Raw genomic sequence first — 24,340 nt, forward strand, 5'->3', positions numbered from 1 at the left:
TCACTGCTCCTCTCTCATTAAAATGTCATCACCTCGCTTCATATCTATCCAAAGCAGCTTGGTTAATTTCAATGGCTTTGGTCATTCCCATAGATTTTATTGTTTCAACAAAATTGTCGTAATTCTCCATAGATTCCTCACCGATGACAAATTTATTGACCATGGAATCTTTATACGTATTCACATCGTTCATTATAGAAGACAGTTCACTGCTTTCTTGCTCTGTAGGCGTAATGACGGGCAGGTCTTTCTCATTCTTTCCTTTGCCCCAAATCACCACAGCTTCCTTCTGTGCAGGGCTTGTCATGTATTGCTCAATATATCGAACATCTTGAACGAAAGGCCCGTAGTAGCTCGATTGGACATACATACCAAGCGCCTGAACCATTGGTAGTCCCTCTTCATTGTCTGTAATGGTTTCCGTGAACGTAGGGTAACCATCGATTATCTCGTAGCTTTCCCCTTCAATTCCAAAGTTGAAGAGCATATGTCCTTCTTCTCCATACTTATAATCCATCCACTCAATTGTTTCTTCAATGTCCGGATTCGAGGTCGTTATAGCCGCACCGTAGCCATCATATACTGGAGCAACATGTGCAAAATCGGCTAGTTCACCCTTGTTAAGAGAGGGATAAACTGTCGGTGCCAATTGAAAATTAGGATTTGATTCTTCCATTAACCCCATATAATAGCCTATTCCTGACCCTGCGTAAGAGACAAATGAGCCAAGTTGATTCCCTGTTACCTTAGCATCACGCAGCTTTTTGTCAGTAGCCATATAATCAGGGTCAATTAAACCTTCTTCATACCACTTTTTCATGAGCTCGATAAAATCCTTAAATTCAGGCTCAATTGGTCCATATTTGACCGTTCCCTCTTCTTGATAAAAACCTGAAGCCGCACCGAATGCCCCGACAAATGCATTCGCATTTAAATCAGGCAAAAGTGGAATTTCATCCGCTTCCCCGTTCCCATTTGGATCATTTGTTTTTATTTGAGTTAACGCGTGATGCCATTCATCAATGGTTTCGGGTTTTTCCAAACCAAGCGTATCTAACCAATCTTGTCTAATAATTGGTCCAAAAAAAGTCAATAATTTTTCTTCGCCACGAATAAATGGAAACACATAAATGCCGCCATCATCAGTAGAAATCATTTTTTTCCAATCAGGATTCTCTGCAAGCACTTTCGATAGATTTGGTGCATGATCACTCAGATAGTCATTTAATTTCACAAGCTTTTTTTCATTCGCGTACTTGTTAATACCTCCTGGAACCTGGGCCCAGTTTCTTTCAATCACATCTGGCAGTTCTCCTGATGCCATCATGAGATTGAACTGTTGATTATAATCACCACCAACAGGAGGATGTTGAAAATCGACGGTGACGCCTGTTTTCTCCTCAAGCTGTTTATAGGCAGCGACTTCATTTAAATCTTTTACATTTGCAGAAACCTCACTTACCATCCCCACAAAATAAGAAACATTTAAACTCCCATCTTCTGCTTCTCCTCCTGCTTCATTGTTTTGACATCCGGAAAGAGCGAAAAGAACCCCCATAGCGATAACACCCGAAATTGATAGCGCTTTCTTTTTCATAAACAAATCCTCCTACTCATTTTTATGAAGGTGCTTTTCCATCTTGCCAAAACAACGTTCATCCGCCTATAGACACTTTTTAAGATGGACTATTTATTTGTAAGATTCGCCATCATCTTGCTGGTCTCGGTACTGTCCAGGGGTAATTCCTTCATACTTTTTGAACAAACGGATCACTCCGATATCGTTTGCATATCCAATCGCTTTGGCGACGTCAGCTATTGTGTTATTTCGATTTCGAAGCATACTTTTCGCATGAGACAGGCGCACTTTTGCTACGTAATCTTTTAAGGAACCTCCATGATGTTTTGAGAAAAAAGTTGACACATGCTGCTGGGTTCTATCGAGATTATTTGCGATTGCTGCAACGTTAAATGATTGGTCAGCATAGTGTTCTTGGACCATGCGTTTAATTTCAAGGTACATTTCATTTTGATAATCTGTTCGATCCTGCTCCACATACTCGCAAATGGTTTCGCAATATTGTTTCACTAAATGTAAGACCTCGACTGCCGTTCGACACATTGTCATATCTTCGAGTAACTTCGCTGGCCACGGTGCTTTTTTTACAGACAATCGATTCAATACTTTTAACAATGTGCTGGTCAAATTAAAAGCAAGACATTGACCCACTTCTAACGAGATGTTTCGATCTTCAAAGTTCAGTGTGAACAGTTCATCTATAAGTTGAAGAGCCTTAGCGGTATCCCCAGACATTATGGTATTAATAAGCTGCTCTTCGACGTCCGTAGGATAATAATAATGTGGTTCAACAGAAAGTTCCTCGAAAAACGTAATCACTTGTTTGCCTTTAATAAATCGATATTCGAGGGCTTGCAGCGCTTCTTGATAAGACGTTTTTACTTTTCGAATATCCGATTGTACGTTTCCAATCCCGATGGTGACAGAAAGTTGAAATGTGTTTTCAAGAACTTGTTTAATATGTACTGCTCTCTCCTCCATTTCACTGATCCAATGTGCAGATGGGGGAGCTTTGTAATTGAGAATAATAGCGATACGATCTTTCTCAACACACGTCGTGTAGATATTCCCTTGTGTGCTAAAGCAGTCTTCACAAATATTTTGGATTAAAAACTGAATGAGCTTCCACTGACTAGATTTCCCTTCTTCTAATGAATCGTCTTCGAACTCTAACGCCACAACGACGAAATACGACGAGACACAGACAAATTGTTCGATGACCCCTGATACATTGTCAATTCCCTGGATTAATCGCCGCGTTTTTTCCTCATTCATTGTTGGCTCTTGCAAATGAAGTTGCTTTTCTAATGTTTTTTCCTTCTCCTGCATGTCAAAAAAAGTATCTGTGATGAATGCATATTCATTTCTAGGAAGCTTTGTTTGATGAAAAGGTTTTATAATAGATGAAACAAGTGCTTCTAACGGCTTGTAATGCCACACGGTGAGAAAATACGAAGCTGCCAGACCGATAAATAAGCATAAAATTAAAAAAATAAGAGCCGTGTTCTGTACCTTTACAAGTGGCGCACTATACGTCTGTTTTGGAATCGCTGAAACATACGTCCACCCATTATGATTAGATTTTACATAGGATATATTTTGCATAACACCGTCTACATTTGTTTCAATACTCCCGTGATTCCCTTCCATTAATTGCGTTGAAGGGATAGGTAGCTTATCATCGCCTCCTGTTCGCATAATTAATTGCCTTTGTTCATTGAAAATAAATACGGTGCTCTGGTTCACATCATTTATAGTATGGAGTAGAGATGATATCTTTTCCTTGTAGACAAGGACACCTAACAACGCTGTTGGAGTTGAATCACCATAAGGAAGTCCTTGTAAAAACGTAATTACAGAAGGTTTTTCATTTGTAAAAGGGTTATGAACAATTTGCGCTGGTAGATAATTTTTTTCCCCTGAATATGTTGTTATAAAATTTGGTAAATGATTCAACTGACTCTGTTCGTACCGATAGTATTTCGAGAAGAATATTGATGAATTTGTTTTTATACTTGGTGTCAGTACAATGTCTTTCTCCTTGAAGTAAATAAAAAAATCTTTTATAAACGGATTATTGTCCAAGGCTTTCAAGCTTTGAATGAGTTGGAAATACAAATAGTTTTCATGATTCGTACTTAATGCCAATTGAAGGTGCGGATGAAAGGCGACCTGAACGGCCAATTGATCCACTTCATTAAGGCGTTGATCGAGCACTTGTCTAAGTTGCTCCAGCATTGCTACATTTCCTTTGCTATGCTGTGTTCTTATGCTTTGTTCCATCTGACGATACAAAAGAACCTCAAATGAAACAGGAATCGAGAAGACAAGAAGGAAAGACAACAGCATAGCCAAAAACACCTTGGATTTTCCAGTTAAAATACGCCTCATGTTTTTCAGCTCCACATAAAATGATAAATTATTTTATCACACTTTTCATAACTTTCTACTGTTTATTCTATCCGATTCATACGTCTATCCATTGCTTTCAAAATTCATTGTCATGTACAATAACAGGAGATGAAAGAAATGAGGTGGCATGTTGACTACACAAAGGACTGAACAAATTGGACCATCGAAGTTTAGAGCAGCTGTTCACGCTCTGGCATTTTTAGCAAACCGTGGGACTGTTGTTTCCAGTGCCACGTTGGCCGCTCATATTCAATCTCACGCCACCTTTCTCAGAAGGGTGATGTCCGCACTTACACAAGCCGGGCTTGTTGAAGCAAGAGAGGGACGTGACGGAGGATACCTATTGAAGGTACCTGCTCACCTAATTACACTAGCTGATGTGCATTTAGCTTTAGAACCTCCACATGAATGTGAAGAACATATCGGTCATCTCCCTTCAAAAGCGTGTGAACAGGTCGTCCATGACCTCGATGAGCAGATCATAGAAGTTTTAAAGAAAACACAAGTGACGGTGTTGGACACACTTCAGATGTACACGTTGGAAGACTTAATGACGCAAGGATAAACCTTGACGTCTTATTTTTTGTCATTAAATCGAAATCGGTATTAATGTGCTCATTTTAGTTGCAGTTAATTATAAGTCAGTATATAATGTGCTTAAGTTAGTTGCAGTTAATTTTAGTTCAGCGCATAATGTGACTGAGTTAGTTGCAGTTAGACGTAAATCGGTATATAATGTGCTTAGTCAAGTTGCAATTAAACAATTTGTTTGGTTGTTATTCATCGATTTAACTGTGCTTGCAACAGAAACACATAAAAACATTTATTGGAGGTTATTTTAATGTCTAAAGTTCTATTTATTAAAGCGAACGATCGCCCAGCCGAGCAATCTGTGAGTGTTAAGCTCTACGACACATTTCTTGAGTCGTACCGTGCAAATCACCCTGAGGACGACATCACAGAGCTCAATCTCTTTGATTTGAACCTTCCTTACTACGGCAATAAGGCGATTACGTCAATGTATAAACGAGCAAATGAGCTAGAGATGACGACAGAAGAAGCTGACCTATCCCAAACGATTGTGCAATACCTTGACCAATTTTTAGCTGCCGAGAAAATTGTTATAGCATTCCCATTATGGAATTTCACAGTACCTGCCCCACTTGTTACGTACCTGTCTTACATTATGCAAGCAGGGAAAACCTTTAGATATACAGCAAATGGTCCTGAAGGGTTAGCCAGTGATAAAACCGTCGCACTTCTTACAGCTCGTGGTGGCAATTACTCCGGTGACCTTGCCAATGCTGAGATGGCACTACGTCTTGTCTCACAAACGCTCGGGCTTGCCGGCATCACAACACCGGAATTAGTCATCGTTGAAGGACATAATGCAGCACCTGAACAAGCTGAGAACATTATTGCCACAGGCGTTGACCAGGCTAAAACGCTTGCCGCTACGTTTTAAGCAAAAAGGCTGCCACGGCAGCCTTTTTTGTTATTCATTTTCGGGCACTTCAGAAGTTTTTTCGGACACCGCCTACAGATTTCCGGACACTCCGACCTGTTTATCGGACACTATTGACGAATTTCCGGGCACTTTCCTTAGTTTCGGGCACGATAGGTTGAAATTCGGGCACTTCAGGTTCATTTTCGGGCACGACCATAGCATTTCCGGGCACAAAAGCACCATTTCCGGACACTTTGCCCGTGCTACACTTCTTCGCATAAGACATTGGGCATATCTTCCCGCGTAATCGTTCGCACAAAGGCAACACGGTCAACTCCATCGCCATCATAATCACTCTGTACGTGTAAGCCATCCTCATTTTCCGTTCCTGAGACGACTTCAAAGCCCATTGCTTTATGATAAGCAACAGATGCTTTGTTGATTGGCGATGTAATACAGCGAACGGTAACAGCTTCGTTGTTTGCAAGAGCTGTTTGAAAAAAGCGCTCGTATAGCATTCCAGCGACCCCTTCCTTTCGATACCCCGGATGGACACCAATAAAATGGATATACGCCTCATTAGCTCTTGACTGAGACCGAAGCCCAATAATAAAACCAATCATTTCTCCATCTCTTTCAGCTACAAAGCTTGTGTCATTAAAATGCTGAAAGAACAAACGCGGCACCATTTGGATCATATCCCTGCCACCCCACCATTCATTGATGACCCGTTTAACTGGTAAAGCATCTTTCTCCAATAAGTGGCGAATGTTCATTTGCATGCTCCTTATTATTAATTTTGCAATAGTAAGATATACTAACGCTAAAGAGGAAAGAAAACATTGTCAAGAGGAGGAACCTATGCCACAAGATTTGAACTATTATCAGACATTTATTACGACGTCACCAGATTGTCGTGCGTTGGAGGGAACTGCTCCTAAAGTGAAAGAGGGGAAAGCTCTGACAAAGGCACGAATTGAATACGATATGCTTTCTGCCCACCCCTACAGCTACACGCAGGAGGAGCTTCTTTATCAAGTGCATCTCCACCACAAACAGATTCCTGTCGAGGAACAGAATGAACAAGCTAGAAAAGCTTTTTTTCAAAAGTCCCACGCCTGTTTACGTGCCTCTGCGCTACCAAAAACGTATGGATGGGGGCTCCATTTTAATCAAGAAGGCAAAATCGCTCTTTACGGCAGTGAAACAAATGCCTATGAGGAATTTGTTCAAGATAAATCCATAACAAAGCTTTCTGGCATGCGAAGCAAACGAACGTCAGGGTAAGCCATTCTACATTATGCTTTTTCTGTTCCTTCAATCACATGACAGATTTCTCTATACGCCCTATACTTCCCCTCGACACAATCCATTTCCACATCACGTTTTGTGCTATAATCGTCACTCCTTGCGCCGTTAACCTTTCTGATGTGGGGGGTATACTAATGGTATAGAGAAGGTTTACGTGAAGGGAATGAAGAGGATGAAAGCAGACGTGCTAATTTCTGGCGCTGGTCCTACGGGTCTCGTGCTGGCGCTGTGGCTCACCTCCTACAATGTTTCTGTGCGAATTATTGATAAACAGCCGGGACCAGGAAATACGTCGCGTGCCATGGCGGTGCATGCGAGGACACTAGAGTTTTATCAGCAAATGGGGCTTGCCGATGAAGTGATTGAACGAGGGATAAAGGTTGAACACGCACAGATTCACAGCGAAAAAGGGGTTCGAGGTGACATTCATGTTGGCGACATTGGCCAAAAGCTGAGTCCGTATCCCTATGTGGTAAGTTTTGCGCAGGACGAGCATGAGGAGTTGCTGATTCGCCACCTTCAACAAAAAGGCGTCGACGTAGAATGGAATACAGAACTTGTTCACTTCATCGATTCAGGTGAGGACGTTGTAGCGACTGTCCAACTTGATGGACATACGGACCGTATTGAAGCCTCTTATCTTTGTGGTTGTGATGGCGCCCACAGCGCTGTCCGCAAAGGATTGGCCTTCGCATTTCCTGGTGGAACCTACGAAAGACCGTTTTTTGTCGCCGATGTCGAGGCCACGGGGAAAGCGATTGACGGCGGCATGGACGCCTATCTTTATAAAAAAGGTCTGCTGTTGATGCTCCCTGTTCGCACGGCAAAAACCCAACGTCTGCTCGGCATTCTACCAGAAGAATTCCGTGGGGAGGATGGTGGACAGCATCCTCAGTTTCAATCATTTGTCGAAGATTTGTGTCAAATTCAAATTCAATGCGTAAACTGGTATTCCGAATACCGTGTCCACCACCGTGTCACCGAACAATTCCAAAAAGGCCGTGTGTTCATTGCTGGTGACGCCGCTCACATTCATAGCCCTGCTGGTGGGCAAGGAATGAATACAGGGATTGGCGATGCCGTCAACCTCGCATGGAAGCTCGCTGCGGCTATTCACAAACGTGCGGATGTCTCCATTCTGCAAACCTATGAAACAGAGCGCATCGATTTTGCCAAAACGCTCGTTGCCACAACAGATCGCGCGTTTAGTACGGTGATGATGCAAAATGTCTTCGGTCGCACAATTCGGAATTTCATCGCACCAAAGCTCGCGCCATTGTTGTTCAAATGGCCGTTTGTTCGAGAAATCGCCTTTCATACCGTGAGTCAAATTGGCATTTCCTATCGTTCAAGCGTATTAAGTGAAGGGGCTGTTGGAAAACGAAAGAGTGGTGATCGTTTGCCTTGGACAGGTGATAATTTTAGTCATCTTCAATCTATTGACTGGCAAATTCATGTCTACGGCAATTGCACTCCAGCACTCACCGAAAAAGCGGCCACTTTAAATATTCCAATCCATACCATGCCATGGACGGATAAAGCAAGACAAGCAGGTTTGCGAAAGGATGCGCTGTACCTTGTGCGCCCGGACAGTCATATCGCTCTTGCCTCTAAAACGCAGGATGTCCAGAAGTTGCAGCACTATGTGACAACCCATCGTCTAGAAAGACTATTGTAAAATCGGTACGAGCTTGAGAATTTTTTTTATCACGGTCTTTCTACTATCTGTTCTAGCACTTAAAAGACGAGACATCCTTCTAAAAAAACAAGCGCTTAGAGCACACACCATGCTTTAAACGCTTGTTTCCTATTTCACTTATGCACCATGCCGCGACTGCTTTACATGAATGGCTGTTGCCCGACGATAGCCCATCGCAAGCACAATGGATAAAAGAGCTACCACGGCCATGCCCCAGAAGATATTGCTATAGGCGACAGACAATGTCAGCTCCTTTTGCCACGTTAAGGCGCTTGCTGTAACAGCCACCCCAAACGCACCACTGAAAAACTGTAGCAGCTGAAATAATCCCATGCCGGTGCCAATTTGACGCGCTTCGAGGACACGGGACATTTCGTTTGAAACACTACTGTTTAAAGCAGTAATGCCCAGGCTCATAAGCATGTAAATCAAGAGCACTGCTACAAATGATTCGGCTGCAAAGGAGGCGAATAACACCATTGCCACCAGCGGTATCCATGGCATATAGGAAAGAATCTGCTCGTTGCCCCGATTATCGATCCACTTTCCTATTCGATTAGAAATAATCATGGCAAGCAATGAACCTGGAAAAATAATAAGGCCTGCCGAACTGGCGCTAAGATTGTGCGAATGATGCAGTAGCTGTGGAAGTAAAAACAGGGTCGCAAAGTTACATAAATAAGCGGCAATGCCTACCGCACTCAACAAAAGAAAGCGTCGATGACGAAAAAGAGTCGGCTCCACAAAAGGCTCCTTTACTGTCCGAATGCGCCATACAAACAAAAGTAAAGACACCACACCAATCAAAAACGCGAGCCATACTTGCGTTGTCAAAAACAACAGGACGCATGTCGTTCCCACGCCTATGAAAAGCGCACCCATCACATCAAAACTCCCTTTTACAGGCGTTTCTGCTGGGATTTGTTTGTATACAAAAGGAACAAGAAGTAAAATAATAGCTGTGACTCCAAACAACGTATTCCAGCCTGCAAACTCTACGATGATCCCACCAACAACGGGGCCGAGCCCTAAACCAAGGGAAACCGCCGCCATCACTGCAGCCATCGCCTTTCCCCGCCTTCCTGTTGGAATAAAGCGGCTCACGAGAATCAAGCCTAACGCAGGAATGGCTCCTGCCCCCGCCGCTTGGACGATTCGGACACCCATTAGTACGAAAAACGAGTGGCTGAAGAGACCAACAATGGCAGCCAGACTGACAATCGACATGCTGATGGCAAGCAACCGGCGTATCGGAATAAAATCGGATAGGCGACTATATGTAATCGATGAAATGGCAAAAACGATTGAATACCCGGTAACGAGCCAGCTTGCAGTCGCTTCAGACACAGCAAATTCGGTTGCAATGGATGGCAAAGCAATATTGAACATCATCGTGTTCATCACGACAAACACTAGCGTAATGCTGATCAACAAGGTGACAAGACCTTCATTCATGACAGGCCGTTCAGTGTTTTTTGTAGAAGGCACTTTTGTGCACCTCAATATAGTTTTATAGTTATCGAACTATAGAAATATAGCATGCACTGTGTTACAATGCAACCAACTTTGCTGGACCACGCCTACTATTAAAAAGGGAGTGCTTATTCTGAAACCGCTTCATCACCCTGCCACTTCAACCCTCCAGTTACCAACTGTGCTCTATGCACTAAGCGATTCGATTCGCTTGTCCATTGTATCCAGTTTATCTGACAGGGAAGAATTAGCCTGTGGCAACCTCTCTGTGCCCGTCGGAAAGTCGACCGTCTCACATCACGTAAAAACGTTACGCGAGGCCGGCGTTGTGCACGTTCGAACAGAAGGAACACATCGCTTTATCTCCCTTCGAAGGGAAGACTTAGAGACTCGTTTTCCAGGACTTTTAGCTGCCGTACTGCGAGGCTATGAGCCAGAAAAAAGAGCGTAACAAAACCCACCGCAAGAGAATTTGCAATGGGTTGCAGAATGAATATAATCAATATACTACCCCTGATAGGAAAACGTCGGGCTGCCCTTTACATTTGTTTGCAGGAGAAACACTCCGCCAGCATGAGGATATTTCTCAAGCTGCTCGTCGCTTGTACCTACTCTTGCTGTCGTTATATACAAATCGGAGAGCTGATCGCCACCAAACGCGCATGATGTGACGTTTAATGCGGGAACATCAATGAAATCTAGCTGTTTCTTCTGATTCGGGTCCCAGCGGGAGATGCCACTCCCACCCCAATGAGCAATCCATAGCATACCTTCCTGATCAATCGTCATGCCATCAGGAGATCCTGCGCCTCTTGGCACTGTGATGATGACCTCTTCGTTCGAGATGTCACCAGTCGCTTGGTCGTAAGAGAATTCCACAACCTGCTGCGTTGGCGTGTCGATGTAGTACATTTTCGTCCCATCTGGAGACCATGCTAGGCCGTTGGAGGTACTCACCTGTGAACGCTTTTTCATCACCGTGCCGTCTGTGTCGAGACAATACAAAGCACCTGCCTCTTTTTGACCGTGCAAGTGCATCGTACCAGCCCAAAGGCGGCCAGCAGGGTCACATTTTCCATCATTAAATCGATTGTCAGGCAGATCTTGCTCTGGATCAATCACTGGCGTCACGCCCCCGGTTTCCCAGTCTAAAAGATGAATACCGTTTTGCATGGCGATGATCAAGCCACCCGATGCGACCGGCGCCAGTGTGCCTACCATGTGACTTACCTGAATCTGTTCATCCTTGCCGGTCTTTGGATCGTACTGGTGGACTTTCTTGCCAATGATATCAACCCAATACAGTTTGTTTTCGTTGGCAAACCAGCTTGGGCCTTCACCGAGCTGTGCCTTTGCATCCACTAAGAGCTCCATTTTTGTTTCCCTCCCTCAATCTATGTAAACGCCCTCATTATACCATGGTTTTAAGAGAAAGAGGGTGAACTGGAAGGGGTTTTCGTATACGATGGACATACTCATAGAAAGGAGCACTTCTCATGACAACATATATTGCGTTTCTTCGTGGCATCAATGTTGGCGGACATAAAAAAGTGCCCATGGCAGACCTCAGGAAAGGATTAGAGGGCATGGGACTCGAACATGTGAAAACGTATATTCAAAGCGGCAATGTGGTGTTTACGTCAAATGCAGACAAGGTGTCACTTCGTTCAGACATGGAAGCCCATTGCTTAAAGGTGTTCGGTTTTCATATTGATATTGCCTTAAAAACCCTTAAAGAGCTCCAGGATATAATCTCCAGCTGCCCTTACGATATCAACGATGTACCTGAAGGTGGGAATGTTTATTTCGTCTTGGCAACAGATGAGCTACCTGACACAATGGAAACGGAGCTTGCTACGCGTGCAGATGGAAAAGATGACTATACTTTAACAGGCCATACACTCTTCCTTTTTCTACGGCAAAGCATACGAACCACACCATTGGCAAAAGCAATCAAAACTGATGTGACGACAAGGAACTGGAACACAATGCATAAGCTGCTAGCGCTGGCCGAAGACATAACAGAGTGAGGAGTCATAGATTTTGCTACGATCCTCGGCTCATCTTTATGCACAGTGAGATCCTCGTCTATCACGGCATACATTTCGCCCTACTTACACGCCGACGCGTTGCTGTTGTTGCAATTCCTTGTTCTTTTCTTTAAAACGTTCATTGTGGGAGGACACATACGCTGCTTTTGTCGCCTCTGGATCAATAAACGTTTTGGCCGCATTTGCGGCAAGTCCAGCCTCAACAAAAGCCCCTGCGATCAAACGAAGCTTGCCCTCGTGCAAAGCTGTATCTCCTGCACAAAAAACGCCAGGAAGCTCGGTTTCCATAAATTTGTTGCAATAAATTTGATACTGCGTCATGTCGAGGCCCCACTCCCTAAGCAAGCCGTGATCCCCGTGAACTCCATGATTCACGATGACCTCATCTACAAAAAGCGTTTCCTCTTCTTCGGTGTCGACGTTGGAAATGGTCACAGAATTAATCATTGATCCGTCTGTGCTGTGCAATGTCGTCAATGCATAGGGTGTGAGCACTTCAGCCACTTCCTTCATGTGACGCACGTGACGTTCAAGCCCTCCAAACATATCACGACGGTGAACAATCGTGACGCTTTCAGCGATCGGCGCAATTTCGTTTGCCCAATCAACGGCTGAATCGCCTCCGCCAGAAATAAGCACGCGCTTCCCTTTGAATTGCTCCAGTGAAGTGACCGTATAATGTAAGTTGCTGACTTCGTACTTCTCCGCACCCTCAATCTCTAGCTTTCGCTGCACAAGGACACCTGAACCAGCAGCAATAATGACCGTTTTGCTCTCATGAACTTCTCCTGTTTCTGCGGTCAGACGAATATGTCCATTTTCCAATCGCTCCATATATTGAATGCGTTGCTTGAACACAAAAGTAGGGTCAAAAGTGTTGGCTTGCTGAATCAAATTTTCAACGAGCTGCTCCCCATTTAGTGGGGTCATCCCACCGATATCCCAAATCATTTTCTCTTGATACAGCAATACTTTCCCGCCTAAACGATCATTATGTTCAATAATCTTTGTTTTCATGTCACGCATCCCGCAATAAAACGCGGAGTACAAGCCTGCAGGTCCACCGCCAATTATGGTTACATCATAGAGCTCGGGTTGACTCATTGTGCATTCCCCTCCCTAAGATCATTTGTATTTTTAATTGATCATGATATTCATTCTCAATCAATTGTACCTAATTTCAGTAAAAGGAACAATCTTTTTTTTGATCCTTTAGAATCAGCGCGCAAAAAAGCACCACCTTTTAGGCAGCACTTTAAATACTACGTAATAAAAAATTCTTCCATTGATAAGGGAGTCTGAATCTATGTTCCCCCTAAAAAAGCTCTCCATAAAGCGATTACGAATAAACCAATCACTTTAGAGAGAGCTGTATTAAATGCAATTACTATTCGATCAAGCTACGTTTTTAAGTAGCAAAACCGACATTTCCGTCATGGTTTTCATTCATTTCACCAACAATTTCGGTGAGGATGTCCTCCATTGTCACTAATCCAACTAGATCCCCATGTTCATCCTTCACAACAGCCATATGGGTGCGCGTTTGCTTCATTTTTATGAAGACGTCACGGATAAACATTGACTCCTTAACTCGGGGGATATGATGCAGAAACTGCTCAATTCCACCATTTCGACCCGCTGCAATACTCGTTAACATTTCCTTTGTATTCACAAATCCAATCAATTTGTTGCTTTTCATGACTGGATAACGGGTGTAATCATATTGATTAAGCACTTGAAGGATTTCATCTAAATCCATTTCGGCCTTTAACATGATGACTTGTTCTTTAGGCACCATGATTTCACTTAACGTTCTTCCATCAAATGAAAAAAAGTTTTCTAAATAAGCAAGCTCTGTTTTATTGATTTCTCCGCCCTTATAACTATCAGAAACAATGAGCTTCAGTTCCTCTTCCGAATACACGGTTTCATGCCCTGCTGGTTTAACTCCGAACCAACCGAGGATACGTTGTGATGAACCATTTAATATACGTATAGCTGGTCCCATAATGACACCGAACCAATAAAGCGGTGGGGCTAATAATAACGTCATCTTCTCAGGAAATTGAATCGCTAATGTTTTTGGCGCCAGTTCTCCAATCACTACGTGGAGAAAGGTGACTATCGCAAGTGCGATTGCATAGGAAAGAGCTGTTGCCATCGCATCAGGAACACTGTAGTGTTCAAATACTGGTTGAAGCATTCTTTGCACAGTTGGTTCACCTAACGCCCCTAAGATTAGAGCTGTAATGGTGATTCCTAACTGACACGCCGATAAATAATAATCCAGTTCTTGCGCGACTTTTTTAGCTAAAACGGCCTTCTTGTTCCCTTCAGAAATGAGCTGGTCAATTCGTGACATACGGACTTTAAGAATAGCGAACTCTCCACCAACAAAAAGAGCGGTCATCAAAATAAATACAGCTACAAGAAATAAATTAACGAAAATAATTGGGTCCAATTATTCCCTCTCAACCTGAGAGGGATTCACCTCCATGGTTTGTAATTGCTTATTACGCTTGCTCTAGACGAGTTTTATCAGCGTGTTGATAAAACTTTACTTTTTTAATTTGAAGGTTATCTACTTCAAACACCGACCATATATGTTCTTCAAGTTGAACATCCGTCTTTTGTTTGGTGCCATCAATAACCTGGGTCTTGTATTGCAACCAGCCACCGATCGTATCAATATTCTCAGGGCCATCAAATTCCAGTCCAAATTGCTCTTCCAAATCATCTAGTAAGACACGACCATTAATGACATACTCACCGGTTCCTACCTTTTCAATATCCGCTTCTTCATCTTCATCAAACTCATCGCGAATTTCACCGACTAATTCTTCAATGACCTCTTCCATTGTGACGATACCTGATGTCCCACCGTATTCATCTATAACAACAGCCATATGGACTTTCTCCTGTTGCATTTTCTGCATCGCGTCTTGAATACGAGTTGCTTCTAAAATAAAGGGAAGGTCGCGCATATACGTTCCCATATCTACATCTTGACCGGCAACAATGGCTTGAAGCATTTTTTTTGCGTTGACCACACCAATGATTCTATCCTTGTCTCCACCTTCAATGACCGGGTATCTCGTATAGTTATGTTCATCGACTACCGCGACGAGCTCTTCCTTTGTCATATCTTGATGGACCGTTACTATCTCTGTTCGTGGAAGCATGATGTCTTTTGCTACATGTTCATCAAAAGAAAAAACATTTTCCATATATTGCAGATCTTCTCTGTCGATTTCTCCACCCTGATAGCTTTGGGTCATAATAATTTTTAATTCTTCCTCTGTATAGGATTGATCATGTCCCATTGGTTTGACACCAAACATTCTTAACAAAATTTGCGAAGCACCGTTTAACGTCAAGATAAAAGGAAACATAATTTTCCCAAACCAATACAAGGGACTGGCCAACAGAAGTGTCATCTTTTCTGAAAACTGGATGGCCAAGGTCTTCGGGGCCATTTCGCCAATGACCACGTGCAAATACGTCACGAGCATAAAAGCTAAAGCATACGAAATAACTGAAGATAACGATTCTGAAACATTGAAAAAGTCAAAAACAGGATACAAGATGCTGCTTACAGCCGGTTTACCAAGGGCTCCAAGACCTAAAGCTGTCACAGTAATACCTAGCTGACAGGCTGATAAATAGTAGTCTAGATTTTGAGTTACTTTTTTGGCCACAACTGCTTTTTTATTTCCCTCTGCGATTAATTGTTCAATCCTCGAACTACGAATCTTTACAACCGCAAACTCAGAAGCAACAAAGAAAGCCGTTAGTGCTAGTAAAATGACAAGCAGAACAAGATTAGCTATTGTAATTAAATCCAATTATTTCCCTCCAGTGAGGGATTCACCTCCACAAGTTTTGAATAATACACTTACTTTCAAGTCCATTTCTCTTTAGTAGGAGATAAGATTTTACAATAGCACATTCTGTCTTTAAGCCATCCTCTTACGTAGTAGCACATTCCTTATAGGAAAGATGAAGGGATGAACAGAAAGAATGGTATTGTTTCTTCTCATATGAACTTTTGGAACGGAGCTTACTTCTTCCAAGTAACGAGTGTGCAATAACGCCTTCCCAATGTTAGTCCCCCCAGTCTTTTTAACATTTTGTTATTGTATTACTGTCCAGAGATTCAAAGAAAGATCGCACCGAATATTAGGAGCCCTTCCCACTGGAACAGTATTAGAGAAAAGTATACAGAATTTAATAAGCAAAAAAAAGAGATTCGTTAACTCTGACACATAAAATTTACAAAACTTTAATACAACATTTCTTATTTCGTCAAGAATGGAGCTTCTGAGGAACTCATTTCGAATAAATACATCAAAGGGACCACTCGTTTTTTTTATATTGTCGGCTAAGGGGATTCACCCAAAGCCACTTAGTTGAGTGCTTTTCCAATAAAATAAATCACTATTTCCGTGTGTCTACTCGTTACAACAAGTTGGGCAAGTCTTTCCTAGCGTTTGTTTACGTCGCTGCTATTTTCAAATTAAACGTGATGAGTTTTCAGACACATCCTAGAAATAACGCGCACCAAAAAAGTGCTACCTTTTAGGCAGCACTTTATAACTCATTATTTTTTTCGTGGCAGACGAAACGCGTTGTCCATTGTATCAAATCCTAAGTGAGGGTAATATGTCATGGCGATAGGCGTAGAGTACAAATCGACTGCTGCCTCTTCACCGACTGCCTGCTTGACATGCTCCAGAAGTTGCCTGCCGACCCCTTTTCCCTGTGCTTCTTTCGAAACCGCAAGACAGGAAACAAAACAGCTGTAACTGAAATCTGTTAAACAACGTGCAACGCCAATCAATTCCCCATTAATTCTTGCGGAAACGACCAAGTTGGCATTAGCCAGCATACGAGCAAGACGTTCCGGGTCATCCACAGGACGTTTCATTCCTGACGATGCATACACACGGCTCAGCTCTCCTGCCTCCACGTTGCCATTTATTTCATAGGTGACCTCCATCGCCGTTCATCCCCTTGTTTCAGTTGAATGTGATATAGTCTGCCATATTTTATGGGACGATTCAAGCTTTTTTAGTAATAAGGAGAGATCAGCACGTACACAAGGACACCCGTAAGACTTACATAAAGCCATAGAGGCATCGTCCAACGAGCAATTTTACGATGCTTTGGGTAGTCCATGTTCCATGCTCTGGTCACGGTAATGAGCACAAGCGGGACAATCGCCGCCGCAAGAACAATGTGCGAAATTAAAATAAAATAGTAAATATACGCTAGCCATTGTGGGCCACCAAACGAGGTGGATTCCGCTAGAAAATGATAGGTCACATACGTCATAAGAAAAAGCGATGTACTACCGAAGGCGGCATAAATAAAACCACGGTGGACGTTCACTTTCTTCTTTATGATAGCAATGAACGCAATCAGCAGAAAGACAAATGTGAAGCTGTTAAAAATGGCATTGAGCATCGGCAGTACATGCATATCAAAAGGCACGTCACCTTGATATCCAGGCATTCCTGAGAGCACAAGGACTAATACGTTAATGACGATCGAAACCGTAATGATAAATGGCTTATAATTTCTTTTTCTAGGTGTGACCGTTTGATCCTGCATTGGTTGATAGAGCCCCTTTCCAATCGTAACTTTCTCCTCCATCTTAGCATACAGAGTTCTTTCCCAAAGCCCTGAACTATGAATGGAATGTGTCTTTTTAGCATGGGCAGATTGACTGAATAGCAAACCTGTAAAGGTGTGGTCACGACAAAAAGCCACTAAATGGAGGGGAATGGTTATTTTCCCTCTCATTCATGGCTTCATAAACGCTCGCTTTGTTCAATACGCATTACGCATGTTTAATTCAAGTTGGTTTTTGCACACTTACCATGCATACGCTTCTGGTGCTCTTCCACCTGGACCTGGGAAAATGTCGTCCAACTTGACCAGTACTTCATCACTTAATTCAATTTCAGTCACACGCAGCGTGTTTTCTAGCTGCTCGATGCTTCTTGGACCGATGATAGGCCCAGTCATTCCAGGGCGTGTTAATGTCCAAGCCAGGGCAACATCTGCTTCTTTTTCCCCAATCTCCTTACACAGGGCCGAAAATGCCTCCAGTTTACTGCGATGCTTTTCTATACCCTCTTGATTTCTGGCAGTACGCTTCCCTGGAGATGAGGTAAGGGCACTCCCTCCGAGAAGACCACCATCCAATGGACTCCATGCGATGACACCAATGCCAAGGTCTTCTGCTGCGGGGAGCACCTCCAGCTCAGGAAGGCGGTTTAACAGGCTAAACTTGTGCTGCTCACTTACCAAACCAAGAAAATGGCGCGCCTGTGCGGCAGCCTGTGCTTTAACAAGATGCCAGCCTGCAAAGTTGCTAGAGCCTATATAGTCGATTTTGCCCGCATTGACTTCACGTTCAAAAGTGCCCCAAAGCTCGTCCCATGAGACGTTACGTGCGATGTGGTGCATTTGGTATAGATCAATATGATCCGTTTGTAAACGCTTTAATGAAGCTTCTAAATGACGGCGTATTTTATACGTTGATAAGCCACGCTCATTGTTCGGTCCTTCATTCTCTTCGTTCATTTTGCCAAACACCTTTGTCGCTAAAATGACCTTCTCGCGGCGACCTCCACCTTGAGCAAACCAACGCCCAATGATTTCCTCCGTCCTGCCAGGGTTTTCCCGACCATACACGTTGGCCGTGTCAAAAAAATTGATCCCTGCATCCACAGCCGCATCCATGATGGCAAACGATTCTTTTTCATCTGTTTCTACACCAAAATTCATCGTGCCAAGACATAAGCGACTAACCTTCATTCCCGTTCTTCCAAGAGTAGCGTATTTCATGTACCTTCCTCCATTCTATGTAGTATCGTCCTATTTTCAATATAGACATTCGCTTCGAAATGTTCAAAATATATGCTTTGAAAAAAACCATCCCCTTAGCAAGGGAAACATAGTTTTTAGAAGTCTAAGCTAGGGCTCCGACTTCACCCACTATAAAGAACAGCGTATCTACCAATTGGGTGAACAAAAACAATCAAAAGCAAAAGCGCAAAATAGTACGTTTTATTGTTAAGTTACTCTCACTTCCTATTCTTGTTCATCCAATCCACAGAAAAATCAACAATATTTTTTTGAGGCATCAAAAAACTTTCAGCTTCCCCTATCGATCCTTTCTTGACCAAACCGGTAGCAGAATTGAATTCATTAAAAATCTGGCCAAAGTCATCAGATTCATTATTAATATCATTATACGTACTCCATTGCTCTCTTCCCTCTATCAAAAGTTTCACACCCCAGACTTTCGGTTGAATGTACGTGTTCTTCTGACTGTACTCTGCCAGATGCAATGACGTATTCGAATTCGTAGGAGCTCCAATAAATAAAATATAGCCCTCTAAATCATAAATTTTCCCTAACGGAGAATCTTTATTTAATGCATAATTCAAATCATGATTTCCGATTATCCTTTTGGCATCTTTTCCCCAGGCAGAAAATGAGACATGCGGATGTGAACTCCTTAGTACTCCATTCTGTTTACGGAATAGTTCAGGAATAATACCCATATATGACGTTGGTGTCAGGTCAGGGTAATATATCGGCAAATTATCTTTAATGATTCTTATTTCGTCCTCACTCAAATTATCGTTATTCTCCGTTGGCTCACACAAATGTTCAGTTTGAGTGGGCATAACAAGATTTCCTTCCACTCCTACTGCCTCTTCTAAAGCTAAAATTACACTAACAGGTCCTCCTACTACATCTCCTAAGGACTTTAATGAAGAATGAACAATTAAAGTCATCCCCTTTTTGACGCCTAACTGTTCCAAATCACTTATCATTGATTTTTTAGTTTGTAATGTCATCTTCCACACCTTCAAATGTAAGAATTTATATTCCTCATCTATTCCATCCCAAACAAAAACCCCTTCTCTATCATTTTATAGAAAAGAATACTCAATAACACTACATCTCTTTTTTTTACTCTAATCCGATTGGAATATCATGCAGTTTGAAATACTAATCCATTCAAGCGCATAAGGGGAACATGAACCCATCTAGCGTGTGGTATTCATTCTGCAATTTACTTAAGAATTTGATCAAGCATTATTTTTCGATTTTTATTCGAATTATATTGAATAAATTATTCTATTATTATAGAATTATTAACAACACAAAACACTGAGGAGGTCTTTTTTTATGAAGTATCTTTATTCCCCACAACCAACCGAGTCCATTACCTTAGAAGTAGAATGGTCACCGGTTTGGGAAATGATTCTTGGTATTGCAGGATACACTTATGAAAACCTAAGACACACGTTTGATATGGATAAAGCATGGGAGTCCTACCTAGTCTCAATGTCACCGATACTCGTAGAGCGTTTGAAGGAAATACAAGAAACGAATTTATGGTTCGGGCTTATAATGCTTCAGAATGAGCATCCAGCATCGTCTGTTCAAGAGTTTTCGAATCTACTTTATGAAATTGAGGTGGATGATTTTTACGAGATGCTTCTCCCATACAAAGATCGAGAGACTGAGGCAAAAAGAAAACAAACGTCGAAACATCATGATAAAAAAGAAATGTTTGAGACGTATGCCTCGTGTTTTGAAACACATGAATATTTAGGCGGATATGTACGTAGCCTTGGTCATTATTCATATCGAGACATTTGCGTTTTATTCACAACGACGCTTCAAGAGTGGGAAAATTGGATAAGCCAACATCCGGACTGGAAACAATGGCTCCAGGCCCTTACATATGAAAGCAAGCGACATCGGTCAGTGGATCTCACTAAACCGATTGAAGCCATCGAAAGAATTACAGGTGGCGTTCAATATTACCCCGAGCCTTCTATTTGGACTGTAAAATTAATCCCACATGCCTCCTATCGACCTTGGGTATTAGAAAACCGCACAGCGAATACAAAGCTTTTCTTTTACCCCTTGAACGAAGACTATTTAATAGAACCAGGAGTGCCTCCTACAGCTTTAGTTCGGAGTCATAAGGCATTAGGAGATGAACTCCGATTGAGGTTGCTTTACCAGCTTGTCAAAGGTCCTTTATCGCTTCAAGAGTTGAGCGTACAGTTCAGTATATCTAAAACCACACTCCACCATCAGCTTTCAATCTTAAAAGCAGCAAAGTTTGTTCGCGCTGAAAAAGGGGTTTATTCGCTAAATCCTACACAGATTCATTCCTTTTCTGCAGGGCTTCCAAAGTATCTGGGGCTTCACGAATGAAACGATGCTCTACATCATTTAAAGCCCTTTGGGTCGGTGAGATTATATCCGAGTTTGGTGGAGCCGCCGGGGCAATTATCAATGGCTTCATCCTCTATGAAATCACAGGTTCGAAGGAGTGGATGGGCGCACTTTGGCTGGTTTATTTCATACCATCTTTAGTGTTACAAGGTCTGAGTGCTCCTTTTCTCAATCATGTCGTCAAAGAAAAAATGCTTAAGAACATCCAAATCGTTCGTGCTGCCGCCTATTTGATTCCTTTCGTCGGATTCGTTTTCGGGAACACGATTGGTATTGTTGTGGGGCTAATCATTTTGCAAAGTTTGTTAGGCTTGCTTCAACCCATTTACGCAAGCCTCTCTTTTTCGCTTCTGCCTGATATTTGTGAAGAGAAAGAGCTTGCTGAAGCAAATGGTTTACTTGATGGAACGATCCGATTAATGAGCTTTATCGCTCCTGGCATGACGTCCCTACTGTTACTATTGATGCCTATGCATTTCATTTATGGCGTCTCCTCTATAATGTTTCTAGCTAGCTATTTAGCACTTTCGCGACTCCCGCAATCAAGTGTGGAGACAGTAGCTGCATGGACAAAACGTTTTTGGTGGGAAGAAATGAAAAAAGGGTACACTTTGTTTTTTCAACATTCTAATCTTTTACGACTCACGTTGCTCTCTTCAATTGTGCGATTTGCGGTTGGAGCAACGCTGGTTGTAGGTGTTCCTTTTATTCGTGGAGACCTTAATGGAGAGGCATGGGAATATGCACTCTTCTCGGGCGCATTCCCAATCGGGTATGCCATTGGAATGGTGCTGGTCGCAAAGCTCCCAAAAAACGAGCCTACGATGTACATCGGTTTAATCGGAGGAGGTTTTTCATTTATCCTTTTGTTTTTTGTAACCACTATTCCATTAGCGTGGTTGTGTGAATTACTGGGAGGACTGTTATTTCCTCTATTTAACGCTCAAAGCGCAGCCATTTTTCAGCGTGAAGCGCCTCGAGATCGTTTGACGCAGCTTAGTGCTGTTCGCTTGCTCTTCCTTCGAGTGACGATGCCGTTAGGAATTTTATTCGCCTCGACGTCCTTCCTAAATTTAAGCACACGTCAACTATACGTAGTTATCGGTACATTGATTGTTTTACCCGGGGTGTTTTTCCTCTTCAAAACTTTAACAAAGGCCAAGAAATCCGCGGTTTCGTAATGAACACTCGCCTCTCTAAAAATGATACAAATGATCGTCGATGAACCTTACATGTTTCTTGAGTCAGTGCCTTAGTTAATCGCGAGACTCCTTAACTAAACGTTGTGAAAAGCGAGCGTATAACCGCTTGCATAGACCTAAGAGCCAAAGATCTTTCTATAAACCTAAACGTTTTCATATATCCACGATTAGGAAAATGAAATAAACTAAATATGTAAGCGCTTTATCATTAGAAAAAGGGGCGATTTAAATGAAAAAGATGGTTAGTTTTTTCGCCGGTCTGCTCTTGCTAGTGGCAGGATGCACGAGTCAGGAGACACAACAACCACAAGAGCCTGATATCGAACCTGTTGCATCCGCTGAAGAGCTTCCCGAACGTTTTGATGAACCTGTTACACTCTCCCTCATCAAACATATCAGTTCTGATATTACGTTTAAAGATGGGGAGTCCATTGAAGACAATGTCGTCACGCAATGGGCAAAAGACAGCTTCAACCTTGAATTTGATTACCTTTGGACAACAAGTGGTCCAGGCGATACCTTTGATACAAAATTGCAGCTTGCCTTATCTGCTGGGGAGAAAATGCCTGACGTCCTTCCATTACGCAGCAATGTGGCTCAAGACTTGATTGACTCACAGCTATTTTTAGATGTCGGTGAAGTGTTTGATAAGTACGCCTCTGAATCATGGAAAGAAGCGATGGAAAATGACCCGAAAGCCTGGCAGCCGTATATGAGAGATGGGAAAAAATACGGCATCCCCATCCTTGATTACAATGGCAACGGCGACAGTGTCATGTTTATCCGTGAGGACTGGCGTAAGAAGCTCGGGATCGATCCTCCAGAAACCTTAGAAGATTATGAAGCTATGATGGAAGCATTTGTGACACAAGATCCCGACGGCAACGGCGAGGACGACACGTATGGCGTCACATTTGGTCTTGCTACTGATGTAAATACGTGGATATCTGATGGCAGTTGGGTGTTCGGCGCGTACGGTACGATGCCAAACGCTTGGCTGGAGGGAGATGACGGCACTCTCGTTAATGGCTTTACTAATCCTGATGTAAAAAAAGGGCTTTCCACATTGCACAGCTGGATGGAAAGCGGCTACATGCATCCTGAAGTTGGCTTATGGGATGCTTTTAAAGCAAGTGAGCTTTTTTCAGCGGGCAACGCAGGTATTATGGCAGGTCCACATTACCTACCCGATTGGATTTTCAAGGATCTAGCGGAAAACGTGGCTGGAGCTGAGGTCAAAGCCTATCATATGCCTACTGGGCCGGATGGAGAGTCTGGGAAAGGTGGGGGTTTGACAAGCCATAACGGCGTTGTCCTTATTAACAAAGATGCCACAGAAAAACAAATTCAAGCTTTCTTCGTCTATCAAAACTACCTGTTTGATCATTATGCTGACCCCGCCGAGGGCAGTGAATTCGAATTTGGCTTTTTCGAAGGTTATGATTATTTGATGGAAGATGGCCAGCCTTTGTATGTGGCGACTTCAGAAGAAGATCTCGTCCCTGCCGAAAAATACACATTAACCTTTGATGCGGCTCGAAAGCCATCGGTGTATATTAACTCTTTAGCTGCACTTACCGACCGTGAAGCAGAGACGCCGTTTGAAAAACGTATTGCCATTCGTTACCCAGAAGGAATGCGACATGCTGCAAAAATTGTCGTTGATGAAATGGACATAAAAATGCCAAGTCTTTTCCTTGGACCTCCAACTGACACGATGAAATCTCGAGGGGATGCCCTTACGACGATGTGGAAGGAAACCTACAACAAAATCATCTATGGGGAGTTGCCGGTCGATGCCTATGACGAGTTTGTAGAGAAATGGAAATCCTCCGGAGGCGACACGATCACTGAAGAAGTGAATGCGTGGTACGAGTCTGTAAAATAATT

General features: G+C 42.8%; 21 protein-coding genes. 9 read left to right on the top strand and 12 right to left on the bottom strand.

The genetic code is table 11. The features are described from left to right. Nucleotides 1–28 precede the first annotated feature (28 nt). Both EV213_RS06355 and EV213_RS06360 read right to left on the bottom strand, forming a co-directional pair. Complete coding sequence (locus EV213_RS06355; RefSeq protein WP_133579675.1) at nucleotides 29–1,597, bottom strand: type 2 periplasmic-binding domain-containing protein; 1,569 nt, start codon at nucleotides 1,595–1,597, stop codon at nucleotides 29–31. A 93-nt stretch (nucleotides 1,598–1,690) separates the two neighbouring features. After that, complete coding sequence (locus EV213_RS06360; RefSeq protein ID WP_133579676.1) at nucleotides 1,691–3,970, bottom strand: helix-turn-helix domain-containing protein; 2,280 nt, start codon at nucleotides 3,968–3,970, stop codon at nucleotides 1,691–1,693. Between the two features lie 148 nt (nucleotides 3,971–4,118). Between EV213_RS06360 and EV213_RS06365 the strand changes: the two genes are divergently transcribed. Together EV213_RS06365 and EV213_RS06370 are read left to right on the top strand one after the other, a co-directional pair. Next, nucleotides 4,119–4,556: an RrF2 family transcriptional regulator gene (locus EV213_RS06365; RefSeq protein WP_133579677.1), complete on the top strand. Its 438-nt coding sequence runs from the start codon at nucleotides 4,119–4,121 to the stop codon at nucleotides 4,554–4,556. 276 nt (nucleotides 4,557–4,832) lie between these two features. Continuing rightward, entirely contained in the window at nucleotides 4,833–5,456 is a 624-nt protein-coding gene (locus tag EV213_RS06370) for an FMN-dependent NADH-azoreductase (RefSeq protein ID WP_133579678.1), read from the top strand. Nucleotides 5,457–5,701: 245 nt separating this feature from the next. On the opposite strand, the gene EV213_RS06375 is transcribed toward EV213_RS06370, so the two are convergent. Next, nucleotides 5,702–6,214: a GNAT family N-acetyltransferase gene (locus EV213_RS06375; protein ID WP_133579679.1), complete on the bottom strand. Its 513-nt coding sequence runs from the start codon at nucleotides 6,212–6,214 to the stop codon at nucleotides 5,702–5,704. Nucleotides 6,215–6,299: 85 nt separating this feature from the next. Here EV213_RS06375 and EV213_RS06380 point away from each other — a divergent pair, with 85 nt between their 5' ends. Further along, nucleotides 6,300–6,725 (top strand): DUF6157 family protein, encoded by a 426-nt coding sequence (locus EV213_RS06380; protein WP_133579680.1) that lies wholly within the window; start codon nucleotides 6,300–6,302, stop codon nucleotides 6,723–6,725. Nucleotides 6,726–6,921: 196 nt separating this feature from the next. Next, nucleotides 6,922–8,427, top strand: a complete 1,506-nt coding sequence (locus EV213_RS06385; RefSeq protein ID WP_133579681.1) for an FAD-dependent monooxygenase — start codon at nucleotides 6,922–6,924, stop codon at nucleotides 8,425–8,427. Nucleotides 8,428–8,565: 138 nt separating this feature from the next. Here the strand turns inward: EV213_RS06385 and EV213_RS06390 are convergent, their stop codons facing one another. Then, on the bottom strand, nucleotides 8,566–9,936 hold the full coding sequence (locus EV213_RS06390; protein ID WP_243740009.1) for an MFS transporter: 1,371 nt from the start codon (nucleotides 9,934–9,936) through the stop codon (nucleotides 8,566–8,568). A 109-nt stretch (nucleotides 9,937–10,045) separates the two neighbouring features. Between EV213_RS06390 and EV213_RS06395 the strand changes: the two genes are divergently transcribed. Next, the gene (locus tag EV213_RS06395) at nucleotides 10,046–10,372 is read left to right on the top strand and encodes an ArsR/SmtB family transcription factor (protein ID WP_424923029.1); all 327 of its coding nucleotides are present in this window, start codon (nucleotides 10,046–10,048) and stop codon (nucleotides 10,370–10,372) included. A gap of 56 nt (nucleotides 10,373–10,428) precedes the next feature. Here EV213_RS06395 and EV213_RS06400 read toward each other — a convergent pair whose 3' ends face one another. After that, nucleotides 10,429–11,295 carry an SMP-30/gluconolactonase/LRE family protein gene (locus tag EV213_RS06400; protein WP_133579682.1) on the bottom strand — a complete coding sequence of 289 codons (867 nt, stop codon included), beginning with the start codon at nucleotides 11,293–11,295 and terminating at the stop codon, nucleotides 10,429–10,431. A 122-nt stretch (nucleotides 11,296–11,417) separates the two neighbouring features. Between EV213_RS06400 and EV213_RS06405 the strand changes: the two genes are divergently transcribed. Next, on the top strand, nucleotides 11,418–11,951 hold the full coding sequence (locus tag EV213_RS06405; protein ID WP_133579683.1) for a DUF1697 domain-containing protein: 534 nt from the start codon (nucleotides 11,418–11,420) through the stop codon (nucleotides 11,949–11,951). An 84-nt stretch (nucleotides 11,952–12,035) separates the two neighbouring features. Here EV213_RS06405 and EV213_RS06410 read toward each other — a convergent pair whose 3' ends face one another. From EV213_RS06410 to EV213_RS06440, 7 genes are all read right to left on the bottom strand, one after another. Next, a complete protein-coding gene (locus EV213_RS06410) occupies nucleotides 12,036–13,076 on the bottom strand; it encodes an NAD(P)/FAD-dependent oxidoreductase (RefSeq protein WP_133579684.1) in 1,041 nt (346 codons plus the stop codon). Between the two features lie 304 nt (nucleotides 13,077–13,380). Beyond that, nucleotides 13,381–14,433, bottom strand: coding sequence for a hemolysin family protein (locus tag EV213_RS06415; RefSeq protein WP_133579685.1), 1,053 nt, complete (start codon nucleotides 14,431–14,433; stop codon nucleotides 13,381–13,383). Between the two features lie 52 nt (nucleotides 14,434–14,485). Then, nucleotides 14,486–15,817: a hemolysin family protein gene (locus EV213_RS06420; protein WP_133579686.1), complete on the bottom strand. Its 1,332-nt coding sequence runs from the start codon at nucleotides 15,815–15,817 to the stop codon at nucleotides 14,486–14,488. Nucleotides 15,818–16,572: 755 nt separating this feature from the next. Continuing rightward, a complete protein-coding gene (locus EV213_RS06425) occupies nucleotides 16,573–16,971 on the bottom strand; it encodes a GNAT family N-acetyltransferase (RefSeq protein WP_133579687.1) in 399 nt (132 codons plus the stop codon). Between the two features lie 71 nt (nucleotides 16,972–17,042). Beyond that, on the bottom strand, nucleotides 17,043–17,585 hold the full coding sequence (locus EV213_RS06430; protein ID WP_133579857.1) for a DUF420 domain-containing protein: 543 nt from the start codon (nucleotides 17,583–17,585) through the stop codon (nucleotides 17,043–17,045). A 264-nt stretch (nucleotides 17,586–17,849) separates the two neighbouring features. After that, complete coding sequence (locus EV213_RS06435; protein WP_133579688.1) at nucleotides 17,850–18,827, bottom strand: aldo/keto reductase; 978 nt, start codon at nucleotides 18,825–18,827, stop codon at nucleotides 17,850–17,852. A gap of 239 nt (nucleotides 18,828–19,066) precedes the next feature. Continuing rightward, nucleotides 19,067–19,849 (bottom strand): AAC(3) family N-acetyltransferase, encoded by a 783-nt coding sequence (locus EV213_RS06440; protein WP_133579689.1) that lies wholly within the window; start codon nucleotides 19,847–19,849, stop codon nucleotides 19,067–19,069. Nucleotides 19,850–20,183: 334 nt separating this feature from the next. On the opposite strand from EV213_RS06440, the gene EV213_RS06445 reads away from it, so the two are divergent. From EV213_RS06445 to EV213_RS06455, 3 genes are all read left to right on the top strand, one after another. Continuing rightward, nucleotides 20,184–21,227, top strand: coding sequence for an ArsR/SmtB family transcription factor (locus EV213_RS06445; RefSeq protein WP_133579690.1), 1,044 nt, complete (start codon nucleotides 20,184–20,186; stop codon nucleotides 21,225–21,227). Beyond that, nucleotides 21,224–22,429, top strand: coding sequence for an MFS transporter (locus EV213_RS06450; RefSeq protein ID WP_133579691.1), 1,206 nt, complete (start codon nucleotides 21,224–21,226; stop codon nucleotides 22,427–22,429). Before EV213_RS06445 ends, EV213_RS06450 begins: the two co-directional genes overlap by 4 nt. A gap of 250 nt (nucleotides 22,430–22,679) precedes the next feature. Beyond that, nucleotides 22,680–24,338, top strand: coding sequence for an extracellular solute-binding protein (locus EV213_RS06455; protein ID WP_133579692.1), 1,659 nt, complete (start codon nucleotides 22,680–22,682; stop codon nucleotides 24,336–24,338). Nucleotides 24,339–24,340 lie beyond the last annotated feature (2 nt).

The organism is Aureibacillus halotolerans (assembly GCF_004363045.1).
Taxonomy (GTDB): Bacteria; Bacillota; Bacilli; order Bacillales; family DSM-28697; genus Aureibacillus; species Aureibacillus halotolerans.

Excerpts from the sequence above, each read along its gene's own strand:
- EV213_RS06355 (WP_133579675.1), bottom strand. The coding sequence starts at position 1,597 with ATGAAAAAGAAAGCGCTATCAATTTCGGGTGTTATCGCTATGGGGGTT.
- EV213_RS06360 (WP_133579676.1), bottom strand. The coding sequence starts at position 3,970 with ATGAGGCGTATTTTAACTGGAAAATCCAAGGTGTTTTTGGCTATGCTG.
- EV213_RS06365 (WP_133579677.1), top strand. The coding sequence starts at position 4,119 with ATGTTGACTACACAAAGGACTGAACAAATTGGACCATCGAAGTTTAGA.
- EV213_RS06370 (WP_133579678.1), top strand. The coding sequence starts at position 4,833 with ATGTCTAAAGTTCTATTTATTAAAGCGAACGATCGCCCAGCCGAGCAA.
- EV213_RS06375 (WP_133579679.1), bottom strand. The coding sequence starts at position 6,214 with ATGAACATTCGCCACTTATTGGAGAAAGATGCTTTACCAGTTAAACGG.
- EV213_RS06380 (WP_133579680.1), top strand. The coding sequence starts at position 6,300 with ATGCCACAAGATTTGAACTATTATCAGACATTTATTACGACGTCACCA.
- EV213_RS06385 (WP_133579681.1), top strand. The coding sequence starts at position 6,922 with ATGAAAGCAGACGTGCTAATTTCTGGCGCTGGTCCTACGGGTCTCGTG.
- EV213_RS06400 (WP_133579682.1), bottom strand. The coding sequence starts at position 11,295 with ATGGAGCTCTTAGTGGATGCAAAGGCACAGCTCGGTGAAGGCCCAAGC.
- EV213_RS06405 (WP_133579683.1), top strand. The coding sequence starts at position 11,418 with ATGACAACATATATTGCGTTTCTTCGTGGCATCAATGTTGGCGGACAT.
- EV213_RS06410 (WP_133579684.1), bottom strand. The coding sequence starts at position 13,076 with ATGAGTCAACCCGAGCTCTATGATGTAACCATAATTGGCGGTGGACCT.
- EV213_RS06425 (WP_133579687.1), bottom strand. The coding sequence starts at position 16,971 with ATGGAGGTCACCTATGAAATAAATGGCAACGTGGAGGCAGGAGAGCTG.
- EV213_RS06430 (WP_133579857.1), bottom strand. The coding sequence starts at position 17,585 with ATGCAGGATCAAACGGTCACACCTAGAAAAAGAAATTATAAGCCATTT.
- EV213_RS06435 (WP_133579688.1), bottom strand. The coding sequence starts at position 18,827 with ATGAAATACGCTACTCTTGGAAGAACGGGAATGAAGGTTAGTCGCTTA.
- EV213_RS06440 (WP_133579689.1), bottom strand. The coding sequence starts at position 19,849 with ATGACATTACAAACTAAAAAATCAATGATAAGTGATTTGGAACAGTTA.
- EV213_RS06445 (WP_133579690.1), top strand. The coding sequence starts at position 20,184 with ATGAAGTATCTTTATTCCCCACAACCAACCGAGTCCATTACCTTAGAA.
- EV213_RS06450 (WP_133579691.1), top strand. The coding sequence starts at position 21,224 with ATGAAACGATGCTCTACATCATTTAAAGCCCTTTGGGTCGGTGAGATT.
- EV213_RS06455 (WP_133579692.1), top strand. The coding sequence starts at position 22,680 with ATGAAAAAGATGGTTAGTTTTTTCGCCGGTCTGCTCTTGCTAGTGGCA.